This window comes from Paraburkholderia sp. GAS82 (genome assembly GCF_050436285.1).
In the GTDB taxonomy this organism is placed as follows: domain Bacteria; phylum Pseudomonadota; class Gammaproteobacteria; order Burkholderiales; family Burkholderiaceae; genus Paraburkholderia; species Paraburkholderia phenazinium_B.
In genome coordinates this window covers 1-25161 of the sequence record NZ_JBNDLX010000002.1, presented here as the reverse complement: position 1 = coordinate 25161, position 25161 = coordinate 1, and the positions used below count along the sequence as shown (strand labels likewise).

Sequence of the window (25161 nt, the reverse complement as noted above, 5' to 3'; positions counted from 1 at the left end):
GTCAACCGATGAGACACGGGTTAAAGCAACTGGCACCCCATCCGTCGCTACGCCGTTTCGCGGTACGGCGGCCGTCATGCAATCGCTCGAAGCCGATCTGCGGCAGCATGTGCGCGGCGAAGTGCGGTTCGATCACGCATCCAAAGCGCTGTACTCGTCGGATGCGTCGAACTATCGACAGGTGCCGCTTGCGGTGGCCGTGCCGGCCAATGTCGACGATCTCGTTGCCACCGTCACCGTGTGCCGACGCAACGATGTGCCGTTCCTGCCGCGCGGCGGGGGCACGTCGCAGAATGGACAGTGCGTGAATGTGGCAGTCGTTGCGGACGCGAGCAAGTATGTGAATCGCGTTGTCTCCGTGGACCCGGTGGCGCGCACCGCGATCGTCGAACCCGGCGTGGTCTGCGACACGTTGCGCGATGCCGCGGAACAGCACGGCCTGACCTTCGCTCCGGATCCGGCCACGCACAGTCGCTGCACGCTGGGCGGCATGATTGCCAACAATTCTTGCGGCGCGCATTCGGTGATGGCCGGCAAGACGGTCGAGAACATCGAAGCGCTCGAGATCGTCACTTACGACGGTGCGCGCTTCTGGGTCGGTCCTACGCAGGATGATGAACTCGAACGCATCATTGCGGCTGGCGGTCGGCAGGGCGAGATTTATGCGGCACTCAGACAACTGCGCGATAAGTATGCCGACCTGATTCGCGCGAAATTCCCGCAAATCAAACGGCGCGTGTCGGGCTTCAATCTCGACCAGCTGTTGCCGGAAAACGGCTTTAATGTCGCGCGTGCGCTAGTTGGGACTGAGGGCACGTGTGCGATCACCTTGCAGGCGAAAGTACGGCTGGTGAAAAGCCCCGCGAAGCGCGTGCTGCTCACGCTTGGCTTCACGGATATCTTTACGGCCGCCGACGCGGTACCGCATTTCATGCATTGCGGACCGATCGCCATCGAGGGACTCGACCGGGCAATCATTCGTGGCCTGCAGGCGCGTGGTCTGAAAAAGGAAGAGATTGCGCTCCTGCCCGCGGGCGATGCGTGGGTCGTGCTCGAATTCGGCGCGGATACGCACGACGAGGCAGTGCTGCAGGCTCGCGCGGCGGCTGAGTATTTTGCATCGGGCGCGGCAGGGCCTGATGTTTCGATGGTGCTCGTCGAAGATCGTGCGTTGCAGGCGAAGGTCTGGTCGATTCGCGAGACGGGTGCATCGGCGGTGGCGCTTTCGGTTGACCCTGCGCGTCCCGATCCGATCGTCGGATGGGAAGACGCCGCGGTCGATCCTCTACGGCTCGGCGATTATCTGCGTGCTTTTCAGGCGATGGTCGATCGCTACGGCTATGAAACCAGCTTATACGGCCACTTCGGCGACGGCTGCGTGCACGCGCGCATCACCTTCGATCTGCGTACGGCAGAGGGTATTGCGACATGGCGCGGTTTTCTGCGCGAAGCGGCCGAACTGGTGGTGGAATTTGGCGGCTCGTTGTCGGGCGAACATGGCGATGGCCAGGCGAAGGCTGAGTTTTTGCCCATCATGTATGGGCCTGAACTGATGCAGGCGATGGAGCAGTTCAAGGCAATCTGGGATCCGGCGAACCGTCTTAATCCCGGCAAGGTAGTGCATGCGTATCGTGCCGATGAAAACTTGCGCATGGGGCCGGCGTACAGGACGGTGACCTTGCAGACCAGACTGACGTTCGCCAGTCAGGAGGGCGATGGTTTTCAGCGCGCGGTGGAACGTTGTATTGGCATGGGCAAGTGCCGTTCGCTGGAAGGAGGCACGATGTGTCCCAGTTATCGGGCTACGCGCGAAGAGAAGTATTCGACTCGCGGCCGCGCTCACCTGTTTTGGGAAATGCTGCAAGGCGAAGTCATTAAAGATGGCTGGCAGAGCCGGGAAATCAAGGAAGCGCTCGATACGTGTCTTGCCTGCAAGGGCTGCAAGTCCGATTGCCCCACGCATACCGACATGGCCACGTACAAAGCGGAATTTCTTTCGCATTACTATGAAACGAATCGCCGGCCACGCCAGGCGATGTTCATGGGCCGGATTGGCGAGTGGGCGCCGATTGCAGCGCGCTTTCCACGGTTGGCCAATTTTATGACTTCGGCGCCGGGGTTGGCGTCGTTGGGTAAGTGGATGGCTGGGGTGGCGCAGGCGCGTGAGTTGCCGAAGTTTGCGAAGCAGACGTATCGGGAACGTGCGAGGCTGGCGGCGTTTAATTTGGGCTTGTCTAAGCCGGCCACACCGAAGCCGGTCGCACCTGGGCCGGCCGCACCTAAGCCGGTCGCTCGCAAAGTCATCCTCTGGGTGGATACGTTCAGCGATCACTTCTCGCCGGAGATCGCCGACGCCGCCGCGGACGTGCTAACCCAACTCGGTTGGCAGGTCGTGCTGCCTGAAAATCGCTTGTGCTGCGGCCGCCCGCTCTACGACTTCGGCCTGCTGGACCGTGCGCGGCAATTGCTTGTGAACGTGCTTGACGACCTCGCCGACGATATCGCAGCAGGTGTGCCGCTAGTCGGTCTTGAGCCCGGCTGCCTGTCGGTGTTCAAGGATGAACTGCTCAAGCAGCTACCCGATCATGCTCAGGCGAAGCGTCTATCGGCACAGACTTTCCTGTTCTCGGACTTCGTCGTGCGCGAGCCGTACGACTGGCCCAGGCTCGACGCCGAGGTGGTCGTACACGGCCACTGCCATCAGAAGGCGCTGTTCGGTATGCAAGGCGATACGGCGCTGCTGGAACGGCTCGGTGTGAAATGGAAGCTGCTCGATACCGGTTGCTGCGGCATGGCCGGTTCATTTGGCTTTAACGCGGAACACCATGAGCTCTCGGAGAAGATCGGCGAAGACAAACTGTTTCCGGCGATTCGCGGCGCGGCGGCGCAAACCATCGTATTGACCAACGGGTTTAGCTGCCGTGAGCAGATCGAGCACGGCACGGGGCGTCATGCATTGCATATTGCGCAGTTGGCGCAGCGGGCGTTGTTAAAACGAGGTGCCGTGCACGCAGCGACTCGCGCGGCGCCTATTTCTTCGCCGAATCAGCCGCTACTTGTGGAATGTCCGCGCTGGTCGCCATCCAGAGTACTTCGGCGTCTTCATCGCTAGTGGAAACCGCAGCGTGACCCGTGCGGCTATCGAAATAGATACTGTCTCCCGCATTCAGATGCGTAGGGGCGTAGAGCTCGGAGTACAGGCACACGCTGCCGCTGATCACATACAGAAACTCTTCGCCTTCGTGACGCCCCCAGTCGTCGAATGCATCCAGCGTGTGCGCCGAGATACGGATGCGAAACGGCAGCATTGCCTTATGGGCGAGGTCGGTGGCGAGCAGTTCCATCTGGTAGCCGCGATACGCGTGGCGTTGACCCGCATCCTTGCGAGTCAGCGCACGGCGACCGCCGGCGCTGACCTTCGGCGTGGAGCCGAACAGCTCGCCGATCTCGATCTTCAGGCCGAGCACGATCTTTTGCAGCACGTCGAAGGTCGGCGACATCAGGCCGTTTTCGACTTTCGAAAGCGTCGAGCGCGACACGCCGCACAGGCGGCTCGCCGTCTCGAGCGTCAGGTCCTGCGCCTGGCGCGCGGCACGCACGCGCCGGCCCAGATCCGAGGTGGACGGCTCCGCGGGTTTGGTGAGATGGGTATCCATGGAATGTAGGGACCGACGTTCGCCTTTTGGCGGGTAATGTTTCCGATCATAACATTGGGTGACCTCCCAAGCCTTTTCTGTCGGAGGTCGTCCGAAACAGGCTTAACAGTCGGTGCGCCTGGAGCCCGACCTTATGGCATTTCGCTCAGGTTTTCTCATCGGAAACGCCAACGGTTCCTGGAGTGCCGAGGGGAAGACACCACTGGAAGCGATCATCCTTACCGAGTACGGTGCCCCTGACGTGCTGCGCTACGGTGTGCGCCGCCAGCATGGAATAAAGTAGTCGCTCATGCGTTCTATAAAACGATATCGCGCAGTCGTTGCCGATCTTGAGAGACGAGAACACAAATGACCGATACCGCCGCCACCGCTGCCCCCGACGCAACGCAAGCCTTGATCGATGCGGCTGATGCACTCGGCCCTATCGTCGCAAAGCATAAGAAAGCACTGGCACTGGGCCCGGATCTTCCGCTTGAAATCGCCGAGGCACTCGAAGCCGCGGGATTAACCCGTCTGTGGCTTCCCCGAAATATTGGAGGCATGGAGCTATCCCCAGTAGATTACTTCCGCGTAATGGAAGCGGTTTCCAGACACGACGGTTCAGTCGGCTGGTGCGCGAGCATTGCGTCCACGGGAACACGCGCGGCGGGCCTGATTCCGCAGTCGTCCGCAGCGCAATTGCTCGCAGACGGGGGCTTTGTCGCGGGCAGCCTCAGTCCGACCGGTAAGATCGTCAAGGAAAAGGACGGCTGGCGAATCAACGGACGTTGGCCTTGGGGAAGCTTCATCGTACACAGCAAGGTCACACTGGCGGTCTGCGTGGAGTACGAAAACGGCGTCGCACGCTCAACCCGTGAAGGCGGCCCGGTGCTCAGAGCAGCGCTGCTGCCCACGCGCGAAGTTAATATTATCCGCACGTGGGACGGTGGTGGATTACGCTCGTCGGGCAGTCATGACTTCGCTATCGAGAATGGGTTTGTCGAAGACGCACGTACATTCGCCTTGACCGACTTCAACCCTGAACCGTGCCAGCCAGGGGCGCTTTACGGACTGCCTTTCATTACCATGTTTGCTTTAGGGATCACGGCCGTATCGCTTGGTATCGCTCGTGGGTCTATCGACGCGCTGGTTGAACTGGCACAGCACAAGGTCGCCGCGGGCGCACAAGGCCCGTTGCGAGAGCAAGCCAGTGTCCAGGCTGCCGTTGCTCAAGCTGAAACAGCATTTCGTTCGGCGCGGGGATTTCTTTTTGAATCGGTCCAGGATCTATGGGATCGCCGCGTTTCAGGGCAACCGGACGATATGAAGCAGCGCGCGCTCGTCCGCATGGCGAGTTGCAATGTCGTCGATATGGGAAAGGAGGTTGCGATGCGGATGTTCGAGGCGGCCGGCGGCTCGGCGCTACACGAGCGTTCGCCGTTCAGTGCTTATCTGCGGGACGCGCAGGCGGCGGCCCAGCACCTGGCGTTTTCCCAACGCAATATGGAAACCGCCGGGCGCGTGCTGCTCGGTCTGCACCCCGGTACTCACAGGTTCTAACGGACGAATACCGGGCGAGAACGTTCAACGCGTTCCCGAACTGAACTGCTCGCGCAACTCCCGTTTCAGCACCTTGCCGATGGGGCTGCGCGGCAGTGTATCGACAAATCTCAGCGCGGAGAGCCTCTGCATCTTCCCCAGACGCGCATTGATCCACGTTAGCAACGCGTCTTCGTCTAGCGTTGCTCCCAGGCGGCGCACGACGAAGGCCACAGGCGTTTCGCCCCATTGCTCGGACAGCGCGCCGACCACGGCGGCATCCGCAACATCAGGATGCCTATGCAGTTCTGCTTCCAGATCGCTTGGGTACACATTGAAGCCGCCCGAAATGATCATGTCCTTCTTGCGATCGAGCAACGTGAGAAAGCCGTCTTCGTCGAAACGTCCCATATCGCCGGTGCGGATAAAGCGCTTGCCGCTCGGGTCGTACCATTCCGCTTCAGCGGTTTTTTCGGGTTGCCGGTAATAGCCGGTCATCATTGCCGGTGAGTTGCCGACGATCTCACCGACTTCGCCTTGCGCGACCTCGTTGCCGTGTTCGTCGATGAGGCGGATATCGTGCCCTTCCACGGGTTTGCCGACCGTATGCAGTTTGTCGGGGAACGCGTGTGCTTCCAGCTGACATGAACCTCCGCCTTCGGTCATGCCGTAGTACTCGGTGAGCTTGCCGGGCCAGCGCCGTACCACGTCGGCCTTCACACTGGCCGAGAATGGCGCGCTGGTGCAAAACTTGGCCTGGAAGCTGGACAAGTCGTAACGGTCGAACTCGGAGTGCGCCATCAGCCGCTGATACTGGACCGGAACGAGCATCGTATGCGTCGCGTGGTATTGCTGCGCGAGTGTCAGGTAACGCGTGGTGTCGAATTTCGGCATCAGCACGACGGTGCCACCGAAGGTGAGCGTCGGCATGAAGCTCACGAGCGTGGTGTTCGAATACAGCGGCGTCGAGATCAGCGTTGTGGCGTGCGGCCCATAGCCACGCTCGACGCTGCGCTGCGCGTAAGCCCAACGCATGCCGTGCGACTGCACGATGCCTTTCGGCGTACCCGTGGTGCCCGAGGAATAGATGATGTTGAATGCCCATGCAGGATTGATCGCAACTGGCAGGGGCGCCGTACCCTCGGGCGCGAGCCATGTCTGCAGGGCGATGCTGCCTGAGTGCCCATCAAGTCCGATGGCCTTGGCGTTGATGTCGCCGGCCAGCGGCTCGAGCAGACGCTGGACCTCGGCGTCCAGAAACAGCAATCGCGCGCCTGAATTGCCGATCATGCTGACAAGGCTCGCCGTGCTCGACGTCGGTGCAAGCGGCGCAACCGCTGCGCCCGCCCTCAGGCCGCCAAGAAAAGCGACTACGTATTCAACCGAAGCCGCCGCGCATAGCGCCACCGCATCGCACGGCTTAAGTCCATCGCGCTGTGACGCGGCCGCGAAGCGGTCGACTCTTGCGTCCAGTTCAGCGTACGTCACAACCTCGCCGTCGCAGATCAAGGCGGGATGATCGCCGCGTTCGGTGGCGAAGCGGCGTAACGTATCCGTGATGCAGACGAACGGTTCGTCCACCAATGTGTCGAGCCATGTCATTTGCGCGTGCCCCAGCAGGTCTTCATGCCACCATTCGATGTAGCAGACAGCGTCGTCTTGCGAAGCGGATGAAACACGTCTTTCACAGGCATTACAGCGCTCCTCGATGTTGTTGTGTGGCGCAGGCGTACGCGCGTATTGTTTGACGATCATACGTGCGCACTTGTGCCATGTAAATAAAAGCACGCTCATTCACTTCGTGGGGCGCATCACTGCGCTAGGTGTTTTCCCGGCCAACCCCTGCCGGGGAGGACTTTTGCGCGGTTTGCCCGTTGACACGCTACGAACGGTCGTGCGAAATTGTGTGTCGAATCCCCTCGATAGCCATCCCGGATAGACGCGCATCACTTCGTCAATTGAAGCGATTTCAACTGACACGGAGATACGAAGCATGTCGGCCAGCCGTTCCTGTTTACGTGTCGCGGCAGCACCGTTCCCAACGTCTCATAACGCCCAGCGCAAACGTGCAGGGCCGCTTCAGCTTCGCATATAGTTAGTTATACCTAAGAAAGAATCGATTCCAGAATCGTAGGAGACAACTGCATGAACAAGATGCGTTCCTTAATGGCTGGCGCAACGATTGTCTTCGCGCTAGCTTCCAGTATCGCCTCGGCGGAAACGGTCCGGATTGCGTATATCGATACGCTGTCGGGCCTGATGGGTGCGCTAGGCAACAACGAACTGAAGAGCTGGCAATACGTGACCGAGGTGGCCAACCAGCAGGACTGGGCCGGTGGAACAAAATTCGAAATGGTCCCGTTCGACAACAAGTTGTCTCCGCAACAGAGTCTTACGCTGCTCAACGAAGCGGCCGATCAGGGCATCCGTTACATCACGCAGGGTAACGGCTCCTCCGTAGGCCTTGCGCTCGAAGATGCGGTGTCCAAGTACAATGCGCGCAATCCTGGCAAGGAGATCATCTACCTGAATTTTGCGGCGGTGGATCCGGCCATGACCAACGCCAAGTGCGACTACTGGCACTTCCGTCTCGATGCAAACTCGGACATGAAGATGGAAGCGTTGACGACATTTCTTGCCAAGGATCCGAACGTCAAGAAGGTCTATCTGATCGATCAGGATTATTCCTTCGGCCATGATGTGTCGCGTACTGCGCAGGAATACCTCAAGCGCAAGCGTCCGGACATCCAGATAGTGGGCGACGATTTTCATCCGCTTGCACAGGTCAAGGATTTCTCGCCCTATGCGAGCAAAATCAAGGCATCCGGTGCCGATACGGTTATCACGGGTAACTGGGGCAGCGATCTGGCGCTGCTCATCAAGGCCGGTAAGGACGCAGGTGTGACCGCCAATTACTATACTTACTATGCCGCGACCACCGGCGTGCCGACGGCGATGGGAGCGGCTGGCGCCGGGCGTGTCAGATACGTGGGTTACATGGGCGCGAATACCGCGAGCAATCCGCCGCAAGCGAATCAGATCATGGACGGCTTCAAGAAGAAGTACGACGACGATTTCTTCGAAATGGCCGCCTATACGGGCGTGGCATTGCTGAGCAAGGCGATCAAGGACACCAGATCCACCGATCCGGTCAAGGTGGCCAAGGCGATGGAGGGCATGAAGGTACAAAGCCTGAACGGCACCGTCGAGATGCGGGCGTCGGACCATCAGGCGGAGCAGCCCCTCGTGATCGCCACGTGGGTCAAGGCGGATGGCAAAGACGTCAAGTACGACCAGGAGAAAACCGGCTATGGCTGGCGAACCGATGCGGTGCTCGATACTTCGTCGTCAGTGCAGCCGACAACCTGCCAGATGAAGCGACCGAACTAGGCGGCGCGCTCTCCATCGTGCGGCACGAGTTTCCCGATACTGGCGCAAGAAGCAAGGAATATTGTCTGTGGAATTCTTCGTCATTTCCCTGTTGAACGGCATCAGCTACGGGCTGTTGCTGTTCCTGTTGTCATCGGGGCTTACGCTGATTTTCAGCATGATGGGCGTGCTCAATTTCGCTCACGCCAGCTTTTACATGCTGGGCGCTTATTTTGCGTATGCCATCGCCAGCAAGATCGGCTTTTGGCCCGCGCTCGTGTTAGCGCCATTGCTGATCGTGGTTGTCGGAGCGCTCGTCGAACGTTTCGGCTTGCGCACCGTGCACAAGTACGGGCATGTGGCCGAACTGCTGTTTACGTTCGGTCTTGCCTATCTGATTGAAGAGGCCGTCAAGCTCGTCTGGGGACAGTCCGCGGTGCCTTACCGGATTCCGCAGGAACTGGATGGTCCGCTGTTTCAGGTGTTCTCGTCGGTGTTTCCGAAGTATCGTGCCTTCATGATGCTCGTGTCGGTGTTGATGCTGGTGACGATGTACCTCGTGCTTACTCGCACGCGCATCGGGCTCGTGATTCAGGCTGCGCTGACGCATCCGCAGATGGTCGAGGCGCTCGGCCACAATGTGCAGCGTGTGTTCATGCTGGTGTTCGCCGGCGGCGCAGCGCTTGCGGGCATCGCGGGCGTGATCGGCGGCAATGCGTTTGTCACTTCGCCATCGATGGCTGCTTCAGTGGGCACCATCGTGTTCGTCGTGGCGGTGGTGGGCGGCATGGGTTCGCTTGCAGGGGCGTTCATCGCTTCGCTATTGATAGGACTCTTGCAGACATTCGCCGTCACCATCGACTCCTCACTAGCCGACCTGTTTGGCTTCATTGGCTTGCATGTGACGAGTGCCACGCCGCTGTCCTCGGTGTGGAAGCTGACCGTCTCGCAGATGGCGCCAGTGCTGCCTTATCTTTTGATGGTGGTGATGATGATTGTGCGCCCACGTGGTCTCATGGGAACCCGGGAGGGCTAGATCATGAAACCAACCATGAGGCAGAGCTACGAACAGGCCATGGCACAAGAGGGCCGTGCGGCTGCTCCACCGCGTCATCTCGCGCGCTACCTGATCTGGGGGCTAACGGCTCTTGTGATGGCGATCGCGCCGCTAATCTTCTCCAGCGGCTTCGCGATCACCCTGTTGTCGCAGATGGGCATCATGATCATCTTCGCGCTGTCGTACAACATGCTGCTAGGGCAGTCCGGCATGTTGTCCTTCGGCCATGCGGTTTATTCGGGCATGGGTGCGTTCATCGCCGTGCATGTGCTCAACCAGGTCGGTGCGGGGGCGTACTGGTTTCCGGTCTCGTTGTTGCCGCTGGTGGGAGGCCTCGGTGGGGCTTTGTTCGGCGTGCTATTCGGTTACGTGACGACGCGCAAAGCGGGCACGACATTCGCCATGATCACGCTCGGTATCGGCGAGATGGTGTTCGCCAGTTCGCTGATGTTTCCCGACTTCTTTGGTGGAGAAGGTGGCGTCTCGACCAACCGGGTCGTCGGCAATGCGGTGCTCGGCATTACGTACGGACCCGGGCGCCAGGTGTATTACCTGATCGCGGTGTGGTGCCTGCTGTCGATGATCGCAATGTATGCCTGGACGCAGACCCCTTTGGGTCGCATCGCCAACGCCGTGCGTGACAACGCGGAACGGGCCGAGTTTGTCGGCTACAACACGCAGCGCGTGCGCTATCTGGTGGTAATTCTCTCGGCGTTCTTTGCGGGCATTTCCGGCGGGTTGTCGGTTATCAACTTCGAGATCGTCTCGGCGGAGAACGTGGGTGCCGTGCATTCGGGCAGCGTGTTGCTGGCCACGTTTATCGGCGGTGGCGGCTTTTTCTTCGGGCCCGTCATCGGTGCTGTGGTCTTTGTGCTGTTTGCAGTCGCCCTGTCCAGCCTGACTCAGGCGTGGCTGCTGTATCTGGGGCTGTTCTTCGTGCTCATGGTGATGTTCGTGCCCGGCGGCGTCTCCAGTCTGCTGATGAAGCAGGTGCCGTTGCTAGCTAAGCGCAAGTTTGGCCGCATGTTGCCGACGTACTCAGTCGCATTGGGAGCGGGCCTGATCCTGTTGGCCGCGTTGATCCTGACGGTGGAGTTGACCTACAAGCTGCAGATCGATAGTGACAACGGCACGGCCATGACACTCGCCGGCTTTAGCTTCGATGCGTCGTCGTTCAAGCCTTGGGCGGTTGCCGTGGTGCTATGGCTAGCGGGTGCGCTGGGTTGGCGCGCGGCGGTGGCGCGCGTCCATCAGGCCTGGGACGCAGTGCAGGCGGAAATGGCAGGAGGCGCACGATGACGGCCGCACTTGAGCTAACAGACGTCCGCAAGAACTTCGGACAGACGGAGATCATCCGCGGCGTTAACCTGAGCGTTCCGAAGGGCGAACGCCATGCGCTGATCGGCCCCAATGGCGCGGGCAAGTCGACCACCTTCAATCTGATTTCGGGGCGCAGTGTGCCGAGTTCAGGCTCGGTCAAGCTTAACGGTACCGAGATCGGCGGACTCAAGCCGTTTGTGATCAACCGTATGGGCCTTTCGCGCAGCTTCCAGATCACCAACATTTTTCATCGGCTTTCGGTGTTCGAGAACTTGCGCTGCGCGGTGCTCTGGTCGCTCGGCTACAAATACTCGTTCTGGCATCGGCTGTCCCAGTTGCACGACGCGCGTCAGCGTGCCGACGAGGTGCTCGAACTGATTGGCCTGCAACGTCGCCGCGATACGCAGGCGAGCCTGCTGACCTACGCGGAACAGCGCGCGCTGGAGATCGGCATCACTATCGCCGGCGGTGCCGAGGTGATCCTGCTCGACGAACCGACAGCGGGCATGAGCCGCTCGGAATCGGATCAGGCGGTGGAGTTGATTCGCAATGTGACGGTAGGCAAGACGCTGGTGATGGTCGAGCACGATATGGGCGTGGTGTTCGGTCTCGCGGACCGTATCTCGGTGCTGGTTTATGGCGAGATCATCGCAACGGATACGCCTGAGGCGATTCGCAACAACAGCAAGGTCAAGGAGGCCTATCTCGGCGCCTCCCTCGACGAAAGCTCCACGGAAGGAGCGCACTAATGACCCAGCGCATGCTCGACGTGCAAGGTCTGCACGCCTACTACGGCAAGAGCCATATTCTGCAAGGCGTCGACGTGCATGTCGACGAGGGCGAGATCGTCACCTTGCTAGGGCGCAACGGGGTAGGGCGTTCCACCATGGCTAAGACGATCCTCGGGATGGTCAAGGCTGCGGGGTCGGTGCGATTTCGCGACGAAGAAATTCTAGGGCGCCGCACGTTTGAGATCGCCCAGTTAGGCATTGGATACGTTCCCGAGAACCGCGATATCTTCCCCACGCTAACGGTGCGCCAAAATCTGCTGTTAGGCGAAAAGCGTAACCGTCGACAACACAAACCACGCTGGACGCTAGCGGAGATGTACGAGATGTTCCCGCGCCTCAAGGAGCGCGAGAACACCGTAGCGGGTGTGCTTTCGGGCGGCGAGCAGCAGATGTTGACGCTGTGCCGAACGCTGATGGGAGACCCGGATCTGATTCTCATCGACGAGCCCACGGAAGGACTCGCGCCCAAGCTGGTGGCGCTGGTGGGTGAGTATCTGCAGGCGCTCAAGGAGCGCGGCGTGTCGGTGCTGCTGATCGAACAGAAGCTCGCCATTGCGCTCGACATCTCGCAGCGCGTCTATGTCATGGGCCACGGAAACATCGTGTTCGAAGGCACGCCTGCCGAGCTAAAGGCCAACGCGCAGGTACGCAAGGAGTGGCTAGAGGTTTAGTGTTCCTCTATTGCCGATCGAAAATATGAACCAAGCAGATTCTGTCGCTAGAGACCCGGCTGTTGGTCCCACCTGCGTTCCGCAAATTCGCCTCTACCAGGAGTGGTTGCAGCAAACCCGCGGCCTCTCCTTCGATTCGTACGATGCGCTGTGGCGCTGGTCGGTCTCTGACCTCGACGCGTTCTGGGCAAGCGTCTGGGAGTTTGGCGGCATGCTCTCGCCGACACCCTACAGCGCGGTGCTGGCCGAGGAACGCATGCCGGGCGCACGGTGGTTTCCCGGTGCACAGGTGAACTACGCGCATCAGGTGCTTAGGCATGCGGACGCCGCACATGCCGCTGGTATGCCAGCTATCGTCAGCGAGGATGAGCAGGGCCGCACAAGAGAGCTAAGCTGGCCCGAACTGAAGCGACAGGCTGCCTCGCTTGCACTGACCTTGCGTGAACGTGGAGTGCAGCGCGGCGATCGCGTTGTGGCTTATTTACCCAATGTGCCCGAGACGATTGTGGCGTTTCTCGCCTGCAGCAGTATCGGGGCGGTGTGGAGCGTGTGTGCACCTGACATGGGGCTTAACGCTGTAATCGACCGGTTTCGTCAGATCGAGCCGCGCGTTCTGATCGCAGCCGACGGTGTCCACTATGCCGGCCGTCCAATGGGCCGCAGCCAGGTGGTGGCCTCGTTGCGTGCCGCGCTGCCGGACGTGCATACGTTGATCGTGCTGGAAACGCCGCATGCGGCATCACGCGTGGACGATGCGCTCAGCTTTGCCGGCGCGGTCGCCCGCGACGATGCGGCTACGGCCGCGTTTGTTCCCGAGTGGCTGCCGTTCGATCATCCGCTATGGGTGGTGTATTCGAGCGGCACCACGGGCCTGCCTAAAGCGATTGTGCAAAGCCAGGGCGGCGTCGCGGTGACCGCAATGGCCGTCGCACTGCTTAACGACCTCGGCGCGAGCTATAGCAGCAACAATCTTGGCGAACGATTCCACTGGTACACGTCGACCGGCTGGATCATGTGGAACGTGCAGCTTTCAGGTTTGTTGGCCGGCACGACGATCTGCCTTTACGACGGTAGTCCGAATGGCCGCAAGGAACATCCGGACTGGGGCGTGCTGTGGCGCTTCGCCGCCCGCCATCGCATTACCGTGTTGGGAGCAGGCGCGGCTTTTCACGGCAACTGCAAGAAGGCGGGGCTTTCTCTCGCCGACTGCGGCGATCTTTCGCGGATGCGTGCGATCGGCAGCACTGGCTCGCCGCTGCCGGAAGATGTCCAGCGCTGGGGTACTGAGCAATTTGCTGCAATCGGTACGCCGGACATCTGGTGGATCAATATCTCCGGCGGCACCGATCTGTGCTGCAACTTCGCCACCGGTAACCGGGAACTGCCGCAGGTGCCGGGGCAAATGCAGTGCCGCCAGCTAGGCGCTGCAGTCGAGGTCTGGAACGAAGCGGGGCAGCCGGTGATTGGCGAGGTCGGCGAACTGGTATGCACCCGGCCCATCCCCGGCATGCCGCTGTATTTCTGGGGCGATGAAGGCAACGCCCGCTATCTTTCGAGCTATTTCGACGTTTATCCCGGCGTGTGGCGTCACGGGGACTGGCTCAAGATCGAAGCGGACGGAGGATGCATTATTTACGGCCGTAGCGACGCCACGATCAACCGTAGCGGCTTGCGCATGGGCACGAGCGAGATCTACGCCGCGGTCGAGGCCTTGCCTGAAGTGCTCGATTCGATGGTGATCGATCTCGAGTTTCTCGGCCGCGAGAGCTATATGGCGCTGTTTGTGGTGCTGCGCGACGGCATCGTGCTGGACGCTGCGCTCGAATCGAGTTTGGCGGCGGCAATCAGGACATCGCTATCGCCGCGTTTCGTTCCGGATCAGATTCTGCAGGCACCGGAAATTCCGCGCACCCTGTCCGGCAAGAAGCAGGAAGTACCGATCAAGAAACTGTTTCTCGGCCACGCACTCGAGAAGGTGGTCAATCGCGAAGCCATGGCCAATCCGCAGTGTCTGGACTGGTATGTGCGGCAAGCCGCCCTGCACGCGGCGCATCGTCAGGCGTAGTGCGGCGCGTTCCCAGAACGTGCCGCGTGCATCAAGAGGTGGACACTCTGCGTCGTCATGGATAGGATCGGTTTTTGGTCAATGCTCCGGACATGACGATATGCGAATCGAACCCGCTTCCTTGCTTCCCAACGATCTCGACCAGGCGCTGCTCGTAGGCCGCGTATGGCGCCCCGCGCCGGTTAATGGACCGTCTGTCGTGGTAGTTCGCGGCGGGCAGGTCTTCGATATCACTTCCACGGTGCCCACGACGGCCGATCTGTTTGATCGGGCCGACGCCGTACAAATCGCCCGCACTGCGCCTGGAGAGGCGCTGGGATCAGTCCATGCGTTGCTAGAAGCAAGTTTGGCGTCGGCGGGTCAAGCTGGCACACGACTGCTTGCGCCTTGCGATGTGCAGGCGATCAAGGCGTGCGGCGTAACCTTCGCCGTGAGCCTGCTTGAACGGGTGATCGAGGAGCAGGCGGGCGGCGACGCCGGCAAGGCTGACGAAGTGCGTCGAACCATCACGGAACTGATCGGCACCGACCTCGCGAAGATCAAACCCGGCTCGGACGCGGCGATGAAACTGAAAGCTGAACTCGAGCGACGCGGTGCATGGTCCCAATACATGGAGGTCGGTATCGGGCCGGACGCCGAGGTGTTTTCTAAGTCCCAGCCGATGTCGGCCGTGGGGCTCGGTGCGGACGTTGGTCTGTACCCAACGTCCGTGTGGAACAATCCGGAACCGGAGATCGTGCTGGCCGTGAATAGCTCGGCTCAGATTGTTGGCGCAACGCTCGGTAACGATGTGAATCTGCGCGATATCGAAGGCCGTTCGGCTTTGCTGCTCGGCAAGGCAAAAGACAATAACGGCTCGTGTGCGATCGGGCCGTTCGTGCGTTTGTTCGACGAGCGCTTCACATTGGATACAGTACGCGCAGCGAGCTTGTCGCTGCGCATCGAAGGCACGGATGATTTTGTGCTGGAAGGTGTGAGCCATATGAAGGAGATTAGTCGCGATCCGGCTGATCTCGTCGCACAGACCAGTGGAAAGCATCATCAGTACCCCGATGGTTTTATGTTGTTCCTCGGCACGATGTTCTCGCCGATCAAGGATCGCGATGCGCCCGGTGCGGGTTTCACTCACCATCTCGGCGATGTGGTGACGATTGCGACGCCTTCGCTAGGTGCTTTGGTGAACACAGTGCAGCTTTCGACCGAGATTCCTCCGTGGACATTTGGCGTCAGAGCGCTCTATCAGAGTCTTGCAAAACGCGGACTGCTGTAGATCCTTCCTGAAGCGCATTCCTTTAAAAGAGACAGTCATGCAAGGCGATGTTGTGAAGGCGTTGCTTGAGGCGCTAGGTGCAGACGTGGTGACGTTGCCGGAGCAGTTCGGTTCACGTCAGGTGGTGGATTGGAGCGGGTTGCCGGGCAAGACGCCGCGCGCTCTCATCCGGCCGCGCAATACGGACGAAGTCGCAACGGCGATGAGGATCTGCAACGAATATCGCCAGCCTGTCGTTACGCAAGGCGGACTGACTGGGCTCGTTGGTGGTGCGAATGTGCTCGATGCCGAACTGGCGCTGAGTCTTGACCGGATGAACCACATCGTCGAAATCGATCGTATTTCAGGCACGATGACGGTCGAAGCCGGAACGCCGTTGCAGGTCGTGCAGGAGGCCGCACTCGACGCGGATCTTTACTTCCCGCTCGATCTGGGCGCGCGCGGCAGTTGCACGATTGGCGGCAATCTCGCAACGAATGCAGGCGGTAACCGCGTCATCAAATACGGAATGATGCGGGACCAGGTGCTTGGCGTCGAAGCGGTGCTGGCGAGCGGCGAAGTGGTAGGCGCGCTGCACAAGATGATCAAGAACAATAGCGGCTACGACCTGCGGAATCTGCTGATTGGCAGCGAGGGCACCCTCGGTGTCATCACGAGTGCGGTGCTGCGTTTGAGGCCGCGGCCTCGAGCGGTCGCGACTGCATGGTGCGCGCTGCCGTCATACAGCGCGGTGACGAAGTTGCTCGAAGAAGCCCAGGCCGGACTCGCGGCTGGCGTTTCCGCCTTCGAGGTGATGTGGGCCGGTTACTACGACGCGGTGCTTGCGAATCTGCCTGAACTTCGTGCGCCCGTGGCGGAGCGCTATCCGTTTTACGTGTTGCTCGAAAGCGTAGGCGGTGATCCGGTGCGGCATGCGCAAGCGTTTGAGGAATTTCTCGGCCGTATGTTGGAGGCGGAGATAGTCAGTGATGCGGCGTTAGCTGTCTCGGAGTCGGATGCGCTTGCGTTCTGGGCGATCCGCGATGCGCCGGGCGAGTATCCGAAGTTCATTCCAGATCATGCCGCGTTCGACGTGAGCTTCTCAATCAGCAACGTTGGCGATGTCGCCCAGCGATGCGATGTCCGTTTGCGTGAGCGCTGGCCGCAGGCCCTGGTGATGATTTACGGTCACCTTGGCGACGGCAATATCCATATCGTTGTGGACGTGCCGGGAGCAGGCAAGACTTTGCATGGCGAGATCGACGACGTGATTTACGATGTCACGCGCGAATTCCACGGATCGGTTTCCGCCGAGCACGGCATTGGCACCAAGAAGAAAGCGTATCTTGAGTTCACGCGCAGCGATGCGGATGTTGCCGCGATGCGTGCCGTGAAAGCCGCGCTCGATCCGAATGGGATCTTGAATCCGGGGAAGATATTTTAGGGCGGCCACCTCTCCGATGGAGTAGGTGGCCTCTTGGTCTTTAACGTTAGTCTCAGCGCAAAGCCAGCCACGCCGCCGCGTTACCAGGCAAGCGTCCCGATGCGTCTCGCTGTTCGCTCGATAGCAGCAGCCTACCGGGCGGCAGTGTGACGGGGCGCATTCCCAGATTGATCACCGCGCATAGCGTGCCGTTGTCAAAGCTCAGCACATCTGACGAATCGCCGGACTGCCAGCGCAACTGGCCATTGCCGAGCTTGTAGTCATGCCGCAATTGAAGAAGTTGTCGATACAGTTCCAGCGTCGAACCGTACACGCCTTCCTGGCGATCCACCGCATAGCGCGCGAAATTTTCCGGCTGCGGCAACCAGCTTTTCTCGCTCGGACCGAAGCCGAAGGACGGTGCGTCCGCTAGCCAGGGCAGCGGTACCCGGCAGCCGTCGCGTCCGATTTCTTCGCCATTGGTGCGGAAAAAGGCTGGGTCTTGCCGATAATGCGCTTCGAGCGTGGTGTGCTCCGGCAAACCCAGTTCCTCGCCCTGATAGATGTATGCCGATCCCGGCAGCGCAAGCGTGAGGAAGGCGGCGGCACGCGCGCGGCGCAATCCCAACGCTTCGTCTGGCTGCTCGCCGTCCGCAGCGATGCCTTTAGGTCGAGCCCCCGGTTTGCTCAAGCCATAGCGCGACGTATGGCGCACGGAGTCGTGATTCGACATCACCCAGGTCGTGGGCGCGCCGACTGCTGCTGAGGCAGCCAGCGAACTGTCGACGACAGCCTTGATTTCAGCCGCATCCCAGTGCGTCAGCAGATAGTCGAAATTGAAGGCCTGTTGCATTTCATCGGGACGAATGTAGCGGGTAAGCCGGGCCTGCGGCGCGATCCATGCCTCCGCCACCATCATGCGCTCGCCGGGGTAGCTGTCCAGCAGGCGGCGCCAGCTCCGGTAAATCTCGTGCACGTCCTCCTGATCCCACATGGGGCCTGGATTGTCGTCTCCGCCCTCGGTGCCCTCCACCATTGCGGCCTGACCGGCCCAGTCGGGCAGCCCAGGCGCCTTGACGAGGCCGTGGGCGACGTCGACGCGGAAGCCATCCACGCCCCGGTCTAGCCAAAACTTCAGTACATCTTCGAACTCCGAACGAACGTCGGGGTGGTCCCAGTTCAGATCTGGCTGCCTGCGGTCGAACAGGTGCAGATACCACTGCGAGTCGCCCGGCGCACGCGACCACGCGTTACCGCCAAACACGCTTTGCCAGTTATTCGGCGGCAAATTGCCGTGCGCGCCTTTGCCGTCGCGAAACAGGTAACGCGCGCGCTCGGCGCTGCCGGGCGGCGATTGCAGCGCGGCCTGAAACCATGCATGTTCGTCGGACGTGTGATTGGGCACCAGATCGACGATCACCCTCATGCCCAGCGCGTGCGCCTGCTCAAGCATGCGGTCAAAGTCGTCCAGTGTGCCGAATATCGGATCGACGACGCGATAGTCGGCGACGTCGTAGCCGGCATCCGCTTGCGGCGAGAGATAAAACGGCGACAGCCAGATAGCGTCGATTCCAAGACGCCCCAGGTAGGGCAGTTTTGCCGTGATACCGGACAGATCGCCGATACCGTCGCCGTCCGAGTCTGAGAAAGAGCGAGGATAAATCTGATATATCACCGCGCTGCGCCACCATTCCAGGTTGGTGCAGGCTGCGGGGGTGGTGAAGTCTTTCGTGCGCATATTCATGTTGCGTCCCTCTTGTGAGTCTGCCCGGAGAGAGCCTCTGGTAAAGCCCCGGATTGGCAGGATGACAAGGTGCCAGGTGCACGACGGCATCACGACGTCGCAACCGCTAACGGTGAACCCCTGACGTAGAGCCGGCATGCACAGCATGCCGGCGCGCAACCGTGATTATGCGGCCTCGAAGGCAGATAGCGCGCGAGCGCTTACCTGACGAAGTTCGCATAGGCGGGGTCCACGCGTGCTTCCTTGACACGCTGCGCCGCGACTTCTGCCCGATCCTCGGGAGGTGACGGATAGGACGTCTTCTCGTCGGCGGCGGTCGTGCCGTTCAAGAATGCTTGGTACAACTGCGCCTTCACTTGTTCCCGTGTCAAACCCTGCGAAGGGACTTGAGCGGGAGAGGCATGGGCAGCAGCGGCAAGCAGGGAAAGCGTACCGGTAAGCAACAGCGTGGCGAGTGTGCGTTTCATGAGTGGCAACCTTGGGAGGGGAGTGAATGGTTCCGCACCGCGAGACAGGCGCTTGTTGCCCTCTGCACGCGGTGCATTCACATCTTCGCAACGTGGCTGTGGATGCTCGCTTGGCAAAGATTAAGGTTTGTTTAACGAGTGATGGGGTCGCATTGAATGCGTACCTAAAGGATCTTTCATGTTGCACTGCAGCGCATTTGAGATACTGCGGGTTCGCTTTCCTGGCGCCGGCTTCCATAACGCCGGCCACGCAGACCATGGCAAAAATCTTGACGATTGAAGACGATCGCATTGTCGGGCGCGACATCGTGGATACGTTGTGCGACGCCGGTTTCGAGGTGGAGTGGGTTTTGAGCGGACAGGACGGCATCGCGCGTGCGGTGCACGACGAGTTCGATGTCATTACGCTCGACCGCGTGCTGCCCGGCATCGATGGGCTGACGATTCTCAAGACGATCCGCGGCGTGGGCATCGAAACGCCGGTCTTGATGATCAGCGCGTTGTCCGATGTCGACGAGCGGGTGCGCGGACTGCTCGCAGGTGGTGACGATTACATTCCCAAGCCGTTTTCCGCGGAGGAGATGAAGGCGCGTATCGAAGTGCTGCTACGCAGGCGCGGACGTCGGCAGCAAGCTGCGTCCACGGTGCTGCGCGTCGACGATCTCGAGATCGATCTGATTGCCCGCACGGCGACACGTGGCGAGCATGTGGTCGCGCTACCGCCGGTGGAATTCAAACTGCTCGAATACTTCGCGCGCAACTCCGGGCAGATCCTGACCCGCACGATGATCTTTCAGTCTGTATGGGACATGCATTTCGATCCGGGCACCAATCTGATTGAGGTGTACGTTGGGTTGCTGCGGCGGAAGATCGATCTCGCAGGCATGCGTCCGTTGTTGAAGACCGTGCGTGGATCGGGTTACATGCTGGGCTAGGCCATGACAATGAGCTTGTGGCGTAGCACGATATTCCGTTTGCTGATGATCTACGCGCTGGTGTTTGCCGGCTCCGTGTTGGGACTCGTGTGGGTTAACTACTGTAGCTCTGCGAACTACACGGCGACCCAGGCCGATTACAACATCAACTGGCAATTCCAGTACTTCGCGGCATTGCCTCGCGATCTCATGCTCGAGCAGATCGATGCGCGTATCAGGACGACGATCCGCCGGCCGGTTAACTACTACGGTGTGTTCGCGCCGGATGGCCAGTATCTCAAGGGCGATATCGCCGTGCGGCCGGCCGTTGTCGAGCCCAACGGAGATGGCGTCTGGTTCAGGCCGCAGCTGACATCGCTAAAAATCGAGCGGCCACAATATATGCGGACCAAGGCCACGCGGCTTGCCGATGGCGATGTGCTGGTGATTGCCCGTGACGTGGACGAAATGACGCGTTTGCGCGATTACATGCTGGGCGGCATCGCATGGAGCGGCGCGATTGCGTTGCTGGGTGGCCTCGGTTTCGGTGTTCTGTGTTCGGCTGTGCAACTGCGGCGTATCAAGGAGATGCGCCGTCTCGCGAATCTGATCGCGCAAGGCAACCTGAATACGCGCTTGCCGGAGCGTGGCGGCGATGAACTCGCATGGTTGTCGCAGATCGTCAATCATATGCTCGACGAAATATCGCGTTTGATGAACGAGGTCAAAAGCGCATGCGATGGGATTGCTCACGATCTGCGTACACCGCTCATTCATATCCGGTCGCTGCTTGCACGTATCGAGCCTACAGCGCTCAGGGATGCCGATGCGCAGCGTGTGCAGCTAGCCGCGCAAGAGACGGACGAAGTGCTCAAGCGCTTTGCCGCGATACTGCGTATTTCGGAAATCGAAGCATTACATCGTCGCGCAGAGTTCAGCGATACGGATATGGGTGCCTTGTGCCAGCAGATAGGCGAGCTTTATGCGCCTGTTGCTGCTGCGAGAAGCGTCGAATTGAAACTCGATTTGCAACCCGTGCTTCGTGTGCGCGCCGATTATCCGTTGATGTACGAAGCGTTGGTGAACATTGTCGATAACGCGATCAAGTTTGCGCCAGAAGATGGGACAGTGGTGATCGCGGTGTCGCCATGCGCGGAAGGGCCGCGTATCACGGTGCGCGATGACGGCCCCGGGATTCGGCGCGAAGAAAAGCTCGCGGTGCTGCAGCGGTTCTATCGCAGCGAGCGCACGCGCGACACGCCGGGCTCCGGGCTGGGTCTTTCGGTTGTGCAGGCGGTCGCTCGTCTGCATGATTTCCGGCTGGCGCTCGAGGATGCCAATCCGGGCACGTGTGTCGCGCTCGATTGCTGGCCCGAGCGGCGCGGCTTATGAGCGGGGGGATGTCATGCGCATCTTGTGTGTGGGAAGCGGGACACGTGCCGAGTATCTGGCCGCTGCGCTGATCGAAGCGAATCACAGTGTTTCGAGCGTGGAACGCGTTGTCGATGCGGCTTATCTGGTGGCAGTCGAGCATATTGATGCGGCGATCGTGCTCTGCGCGGGAGAAGCTGCGGACGCAGCACGCGCGATGGTGGCGCGGCCGGTCCATACCGTGCTGGTGATCATCGATGCGCCAGGCAACCAGGATGCGCGGATTGAGGCGCTGTATGCGGGCGCAGACGCGTGTTTTACTGGGGACTATGAGTACGCTGAACTGGAGGCGCGATTGCATGCCCTTTGGCGTGATGGTGCACAAGTGGATGCGGACATGCTTGTACCGGTCGCATCATCGTCGTCGTCGTCTTTGGCTGGCGGTCCGGTGCTTTCTCGCACCAAGCGCAGCCTGATCGGCGCGGATGGCACTGAATTGCCTTTGACGAGGCGCGAGTACCTGTTGATGGAATGCCTGCTGCGCAATGCCGGCAGCGTCGTGCAGCGCGATGAACTGATCGGTTACGTGTTTGGCGATGCGGAGGCAGATGGCGTTTCACTGCAGCGCCTCGTGTCGGCGTTACGGCGCAGGATAGTGGAGTCCGCATGGGGCTTGCGCCTCATTACGATGCCGCGGGTAGGGTATCGCGTAGTCCTCGATATGCAAGATGCTTCCGAGCCGTACTCGGGCGATTCACGTAAGCGCACTGCCGTGGAGAATTTTCCATGACAGATCGAGGAGCGGATTTGCGCACCCGTCTCTTTGATCGATCCGCCTGGTGCATAGAAAAAGGGCTCTGATTTCAACAACCAGAGCCCTTTTTAAACTTACCGATTTACCGGTCGAGGAACGATTTCAATCGATCCGCGCGGCTAGGATGCATCAGCTTGCGCATCGCCTTGCTTTCGATCTGGCGGATCCGTTCGCGCGTGACGTCGAACTGCTTGCCGACCTCTTCCAGCGTATGGTCCGACTTCGTGTCGATACCGTAACGCATGCGCAGCACCTTCGCCTCACGCGGCGAGAGCGAATCAAGCGCGTCGTCGATCGCGATCCGCAAGTCGGCCTGCACCGCAGCCTCCGCCGGCGACGTGGCCGAGGAATCTTCGATCATGTCGCCCAGCGTTGCATCGCCGTCTTCGCCCATCGGCGTTTCCATCGAAACCGGTTGACGGGCAATCTTCAGGATGCTGCGGACCTTCTCTTCCGACAGATCCATCCGCGCAGCCAGCACGGAAGGATGCGCTTCCTGGCCGGTCTGTTGCAGAATCTCACGCGAGATGCGGTTCAGCTTGTTGATCGTCTCGATCATGTGCACCGGCACGCGGATCGTGCGAGCCTGATCGGCCAGCGAACGCGTCACAGCCTGACGCACCCACCACGTGGCGTACGTGGAGAATTTCCAGCCGCGGCGGTATTCGAACTTGTCCACGGCCTTCATCAGCCCGATGTTGCCTTCCTGGATCAGATCCAGGAACTGCATGCCGCGGTTGACGTACTTCTTCGCGATCGAGATCACGAGACGCAGATTCGCCTCGATCATCTCGCCCTTCGCCTTGCGCATCTTCGATTCGGCAGCAACCATCTTCCGGTTGATGTCCTTCAGTTGCTTCAGCGGCAGGGCGACGGCGGCTTCGATGGCGATCAGCTTCTGCTGTTCGGCCTGAATGGCCGGCAGATTACGCTCGAGTGCGGCACCGAATTCCTTCGACTTGGCGGCCATGCGCATCGTCCAGCCCAGATCGGTTTCGTGACCGGGGAACGAGTCGATGAACAGCTCGCGCGGCATTCCGCTCTTTTCGAGCACGATTTGCTGCACGCGCCGCTCGATAGCGCGGACCTGCGTGACCTGATGGTGCACGTCGCCGCAGAGGCGGTCGATCGTGCGCGCCGTGAAGCGCAGCGCCGCGAGTTCCTGCTGGATGTCCTGGCGCGCGCGCAGATGCGCTTCCGAGGAACTGCCCTCTTTCTCGTGGAGCGTGCCCACTTCGTCGAAACGGGTACGCACGCGGTCGAAGATCTCGAGGCAGTCGGCCGTCAGCTTCTTCAGACGTGCTTCGTCCACCGCGCTCGAGTCTGCGGCGATGTCGTCGTCGCCGTCGGCTTCGTCGCTGTCTGCTGAGTCGGTGTCGAGATCCGCTGCGGCTTCGACGCTGTCATCCGCCACTTCTTCGGCGTTGATGTTTTCGTTCAGACCGTCGACGAGTTCGTCGATGCGCAGTTCACCGGCCGCGACCTGATCCGCGCTGGCCAGAATGGCCGACACGGCCGACGGGCACGCGGCGATCGCCTGCACCATCTCATGCAGGCCATCTTCGATACGCTTGGCAATGGCGATTTCGCCGGCGCGGGTCAGCAGTTCCGTTGCACCCATTTCGCGCATATACATACGCACGGGGTCGGTGGTGCGGCCAAACTCGGAGTCCACCGTCGACAGCGCGACTTCGGCTTCTTCGTCGGCCTGGTCGTCAGTGACCACCGGCGAGTTGGCGTTCAGCAGCAGCGCTTCAGCGTCGGGTGCGGTCTCGTAGACGGCCACACCCATGTCGTTGAAGGTGGCGACGATGGTTTCCATCGCCGCGGTTTGCGCGAAGTTGTCGGGCAGGTGGTCGTTGATCTGCGCGTGCGTCAGGTAGCCGCGCTCCTTGCCCAGCTGGATCAGGGCGCGCATCTGGCGTTGCTGTTCTTCGACTTGCTGCGACGTTTCGGCAGCAACCGGGATCGCTTTACCCGCGCCCTTGCCTTTGGCGGTTCGCCCGGCAGGGGCCTTGATTGAGTATCCGGCGTTGTCTCCGGAATCATCCCGATCGAAAGGGTTCAATGTCTTCTCCTCGAAGGCTTCGCTATGAGGCGCAAGACGCGTCGCTCAGGCGTTTCGGCTAGGCCGCAACATCACCTGAGTGATACATGCGGCTGGTTTGTCTATGCTCGCAAAGAGCGAAAAGATTGGCCCGCTCGAAGCGGGCCCATAGAGACGCGCGAAATTCGCGCGGCCAACGATTATATACGAACTAGAGGGCGAACTCCTCTCTTTCGTGAGATATATGTTGAAAATGGTCAAGTGGTGTGTGCCCTGGGGGCAGATCACCATGATGACGAATCCCCGCGCGTGACGACGTTCCTTGCGTTGCCCTCCATATGTAGGGGCGACCTCGCGGCAAACAAGATGTTGTTGCGAGATACGTGAGGAACGAGCTGCGCGCTTGCGACGTGGGGCGCAATACATGCGCGATCGTCGTCTTCATCAACGCAGCGGAGGTCATGAACGTTGACTTCGATGTGCTCGCAAACTTTTTTCGTGGATGGGGTTGACGGCCCCGGAACCGCATCGCATAATTCGCCTCCCGTTTGATGACGGACGCGAAGAAAGCAGAGCTTCTGAGCGAGAGTTCTTTAAAAATTAACAGCCGATAAGTGTGGGCGCTTGATGGCGACGCGGCGGTGGACCTTTCGGGGTTTGCCGCGAAAGCGAAAGTATCAAGTCT

At 60.3% G+C, this 25161-nt stretch carries 18 protein-coding genes; 13 read left to right on the top strand and 5 right to left on the bottom strand.

The features are described 5' to 3' along the window. Positions 1–76: 76 nt before the first annotated feature. On the top strand, positions 77–3112 hold the full coding sequence (locus tag P3T17_RS06480) for an FAD-binding and (Fe-S)-binding domain-containing protein (protein ID WP_429405561.1): 3036 nt from the start codon (positions 77–79) through the stop codon (positions 3110–3112). Here P3T17_RS06480 and P3T17_RS06475 read toward each other — a convergent pair. After that, complete coding sequence (locus P3T17_RS06475) at positions 3030–3656, bottom strand: helix-turn-helix domain-containing protein (RefSeq protein WP_074266440.1); 627 nt, start codon at positions 3654–3656, stop codon at positions 3030–3032. The two genes, P3T17_RS06480 and P3T17_RS06475, sit on opposite strands and share 83 nt — an antisense overlap. Positions 3657–4004: 348 nt before the next feature. Here P3T17_RS06475 and P3T17_RS06470 point away from each other — a divergent pair, with 348 nt between their 5' ends. Further along, positions 4005–5195, top strand: a complete 1191-nt coding sequence (locus P3T17_RS06470; RefSeq protein ID WP_429405559.1) for an acyl-CoA dehydrogenase family protein — start codon at positions 4005–4007, stop codon at positions 5193–5195. A 24-nt stretch (positions 5196–5219) separates the two neighbouring features. Here the strand turns inward: P3T17_RS06470 and P3T17_RS06465 are convergent, their stop codons facing one another. After that, a complete protein-coding gene (locus P3T17_RS06465) occupies positions 5220–6776 on the bottom strand; it encodes a class I adenylate-forming enzyme family protein (protein ID WP_429406433.1) in 1557 nt (518 codons plus the stop codon). A gap of 543 nt (positions 6777–7319) precedes the next feature. Here P3T17_RS06465 and P3T17_RS06460 point away from each other — a divergent pair. The 8 genes from P3T17_RS06460 to P3T17_RS06425 all read left to right on the top strand — a co-directional run bounded on the left by P3T17_RS06460 (position 7320) and on the right by P3T17_RS06425 (position 17140). Continuing rightward, the gene (locus P3T17_RS06460) at positions 7320–8564 is read left to right on the top strand and encodes a branched-chain amino acid ABC transporter substrate-binding protein (RefSeq protein ID WP_429405558.1); all 1245 of its coding nucleotides are present in this window, start codon (positions 7320–7322) and stop codon (positions 8562–8564) included. Between the two features lie 67 nt (positions 8565–8631). Next, positions 8632–9579 carry a branched-chain amino acid ABC transporter permease gene (locus P3T17_RS06455; RefSeq protein ID WP_074266437.1) on the top strand — a complete coding sequence of 316 codons (948 nt, stop codon included), beginning with the start codon at positions 8632–8634 and terminating at the stop codon, positions 9577–9579. A 15-nt stretch (positions 9580–9594) separates the two neighbouring features. Next, positions 9595–10899 (top strand): branched-chain amino acid ABC transporter permease, encoded by a 1305-nt coding sequence (locus tag P3T17_RS06450; RefSeq protein WP_429406431.1) that lies wholly within the window; start codon positions 9595–9597, stop codon positions 10897–10899. Beyond that, entirely contained in the window at positions 10896–11669 is a 774-nt protein-coding gene (locus tag P3T17_RS06445) for an ABC transporter ATP-binding protein (protein WP_429405556.1), read from the top strand. The genes P3T17_RS06450 and P3T17_RS06445 overlap by 4 nt, the downstream gene beginning before the upstream one ends. Then, positions 11669–12382, top strand: coding sequence for an ABC transporter ATP-binding protein (locus P3T17_RS06440; RefSeq protein WP_429405555.1), 714 nt, complete (start codon positions 11669–11671; stop codon positions 12380–12382). Before P3T17_RS06445 ends, P3T17_RS06440 begins: the two co-directional genes overlap by 1 nt. Positions 12383–12407: 25 nt before the next feature. Continuing rightward, positions 12408–14447 carry an acetoacetate--CoA ligase gene (locus P3T17_RS06435; protein WP_429405553.1) on the top strand — a complete coding sequence of 680 codons (2040 nt, stop codon included), beginning with the start codon at positions 12408–12410 and terminating at the stop codon, positions 14445–14447. A gap of 100 nt (positions 14448–14547) precedes the next feature. Next, a complete protein-coding gene (locus P3T17_RS06430; RefSeq protein ID WP_429405552.1) occupies positions 14548–15717 on the top strand; it encodes a fumarylacetoacetate hydrolase family protein in 1170 nt (389 codons plus the stop codon). 37 nt (positions 15718–15754) lie between these two features. Continuing rightward, positions 15755–17140: an FAD-binding oxidoreductase gene (locus tag P3T17_RS06425; RefSeq protein ID WP_429405550.1), complete on the top strand. Its 1386-nt coding sequence runs from the start codon at positions 15755–15757 to the stop codon at positions 17138–17140. A 52-nt stretch (positions 17141–17192) separates the two neighbouring features. On the opposite strand, the gene P3T17_RS06420 is transcribed toward P3T17_RS06425, so the two are convergent. Both P3T17_RS06420 and P3T17_RS06415 read right to left on the bottom strand, forming a co-directional pair. Continuing rightward, a complete protein-coding gene (locus P3T17_RS06420; RefSeq protein WP_429405548.1) occupies positions 17193–18863 on the bottom strand; it encodes a glycoside hydrolase family 13 protein in 1671 nt (556 codons plus the stop codon). Positions 18864–19063: 200 nt separating this feature from the next. Further along, positions 19064–19330 carry a DUF4148 domain-containing protein gene (locus tag P3T17_RS06415; RefSeq protein ID WP_074266430.1) on the bottom strand — a complete coding sequence of 89 codons (267 nt, stop codon included), beginning with the start codon at positions 19328–19330 and terminating at the stop codon, positions 19064–19066. A gap of 257 nt (positions 19331–19587) precedes the next feature. Between P3T17_RS06415 and P3T17_RS06410 the strand changes: the two genes are divergently transcribed. Genes P3T17_RS06410 through P3T17_RS06400 form a run of 3 tightly spaced genes read left to right on the top strand, consistent with a single transcriptional unit; the run spans position 19588 to position 22405 of the window. Further along, complete coding sequence (locus P3T17_RS06410) at positions 19588–20265, top strand: response regulator transcription factor (protein ID WP_074266429.1); 678 nt, start codon at positions 19588–19590, stop codon at positions 20263–20265. A 9-nt stretch (positions 20266–20274) separates the two neighbouring features. Beyond that, entirely contained in the window at positions 20275–21636 is a 1362-nt protein-coding gene (locus P3T17_RS06405) for an ATP-binding protein (RefSeq protein WP_429405546.1), read from the top strand. Positions 21637–21649: 13 nt separating this feature from the next. Next, positions 21650–22405, top strand: coding sequence for a response regulator transcription factor (locus tag P3T17_RS06400; protein ID WP_429405544.1), 756 nt, complete (start codon positions 21650–21652; stop codon positions 22403–22405). A 106-nt stretch (positions 22406–22511) separates the two neighbouring features. On the opposite strand, the gene rpoD is transcribed toward P3T17_RS06400, so the two are convergent. Beyond that, positions 22512–24497 carry an RNA polymerase sigma factor RpoD gene (gene rpoD, locus P3T17_RS06395; protein WP_074266426.1) on the bottom strand — a complete coding sequence of 662 codons (1986 nt, stop codon included), beginning with the start codon at positions 24495–24497 and terminating at the stop codon, positions 22512–22514. Positions 24498–25161: the final 664 nt, after the last annotated feature.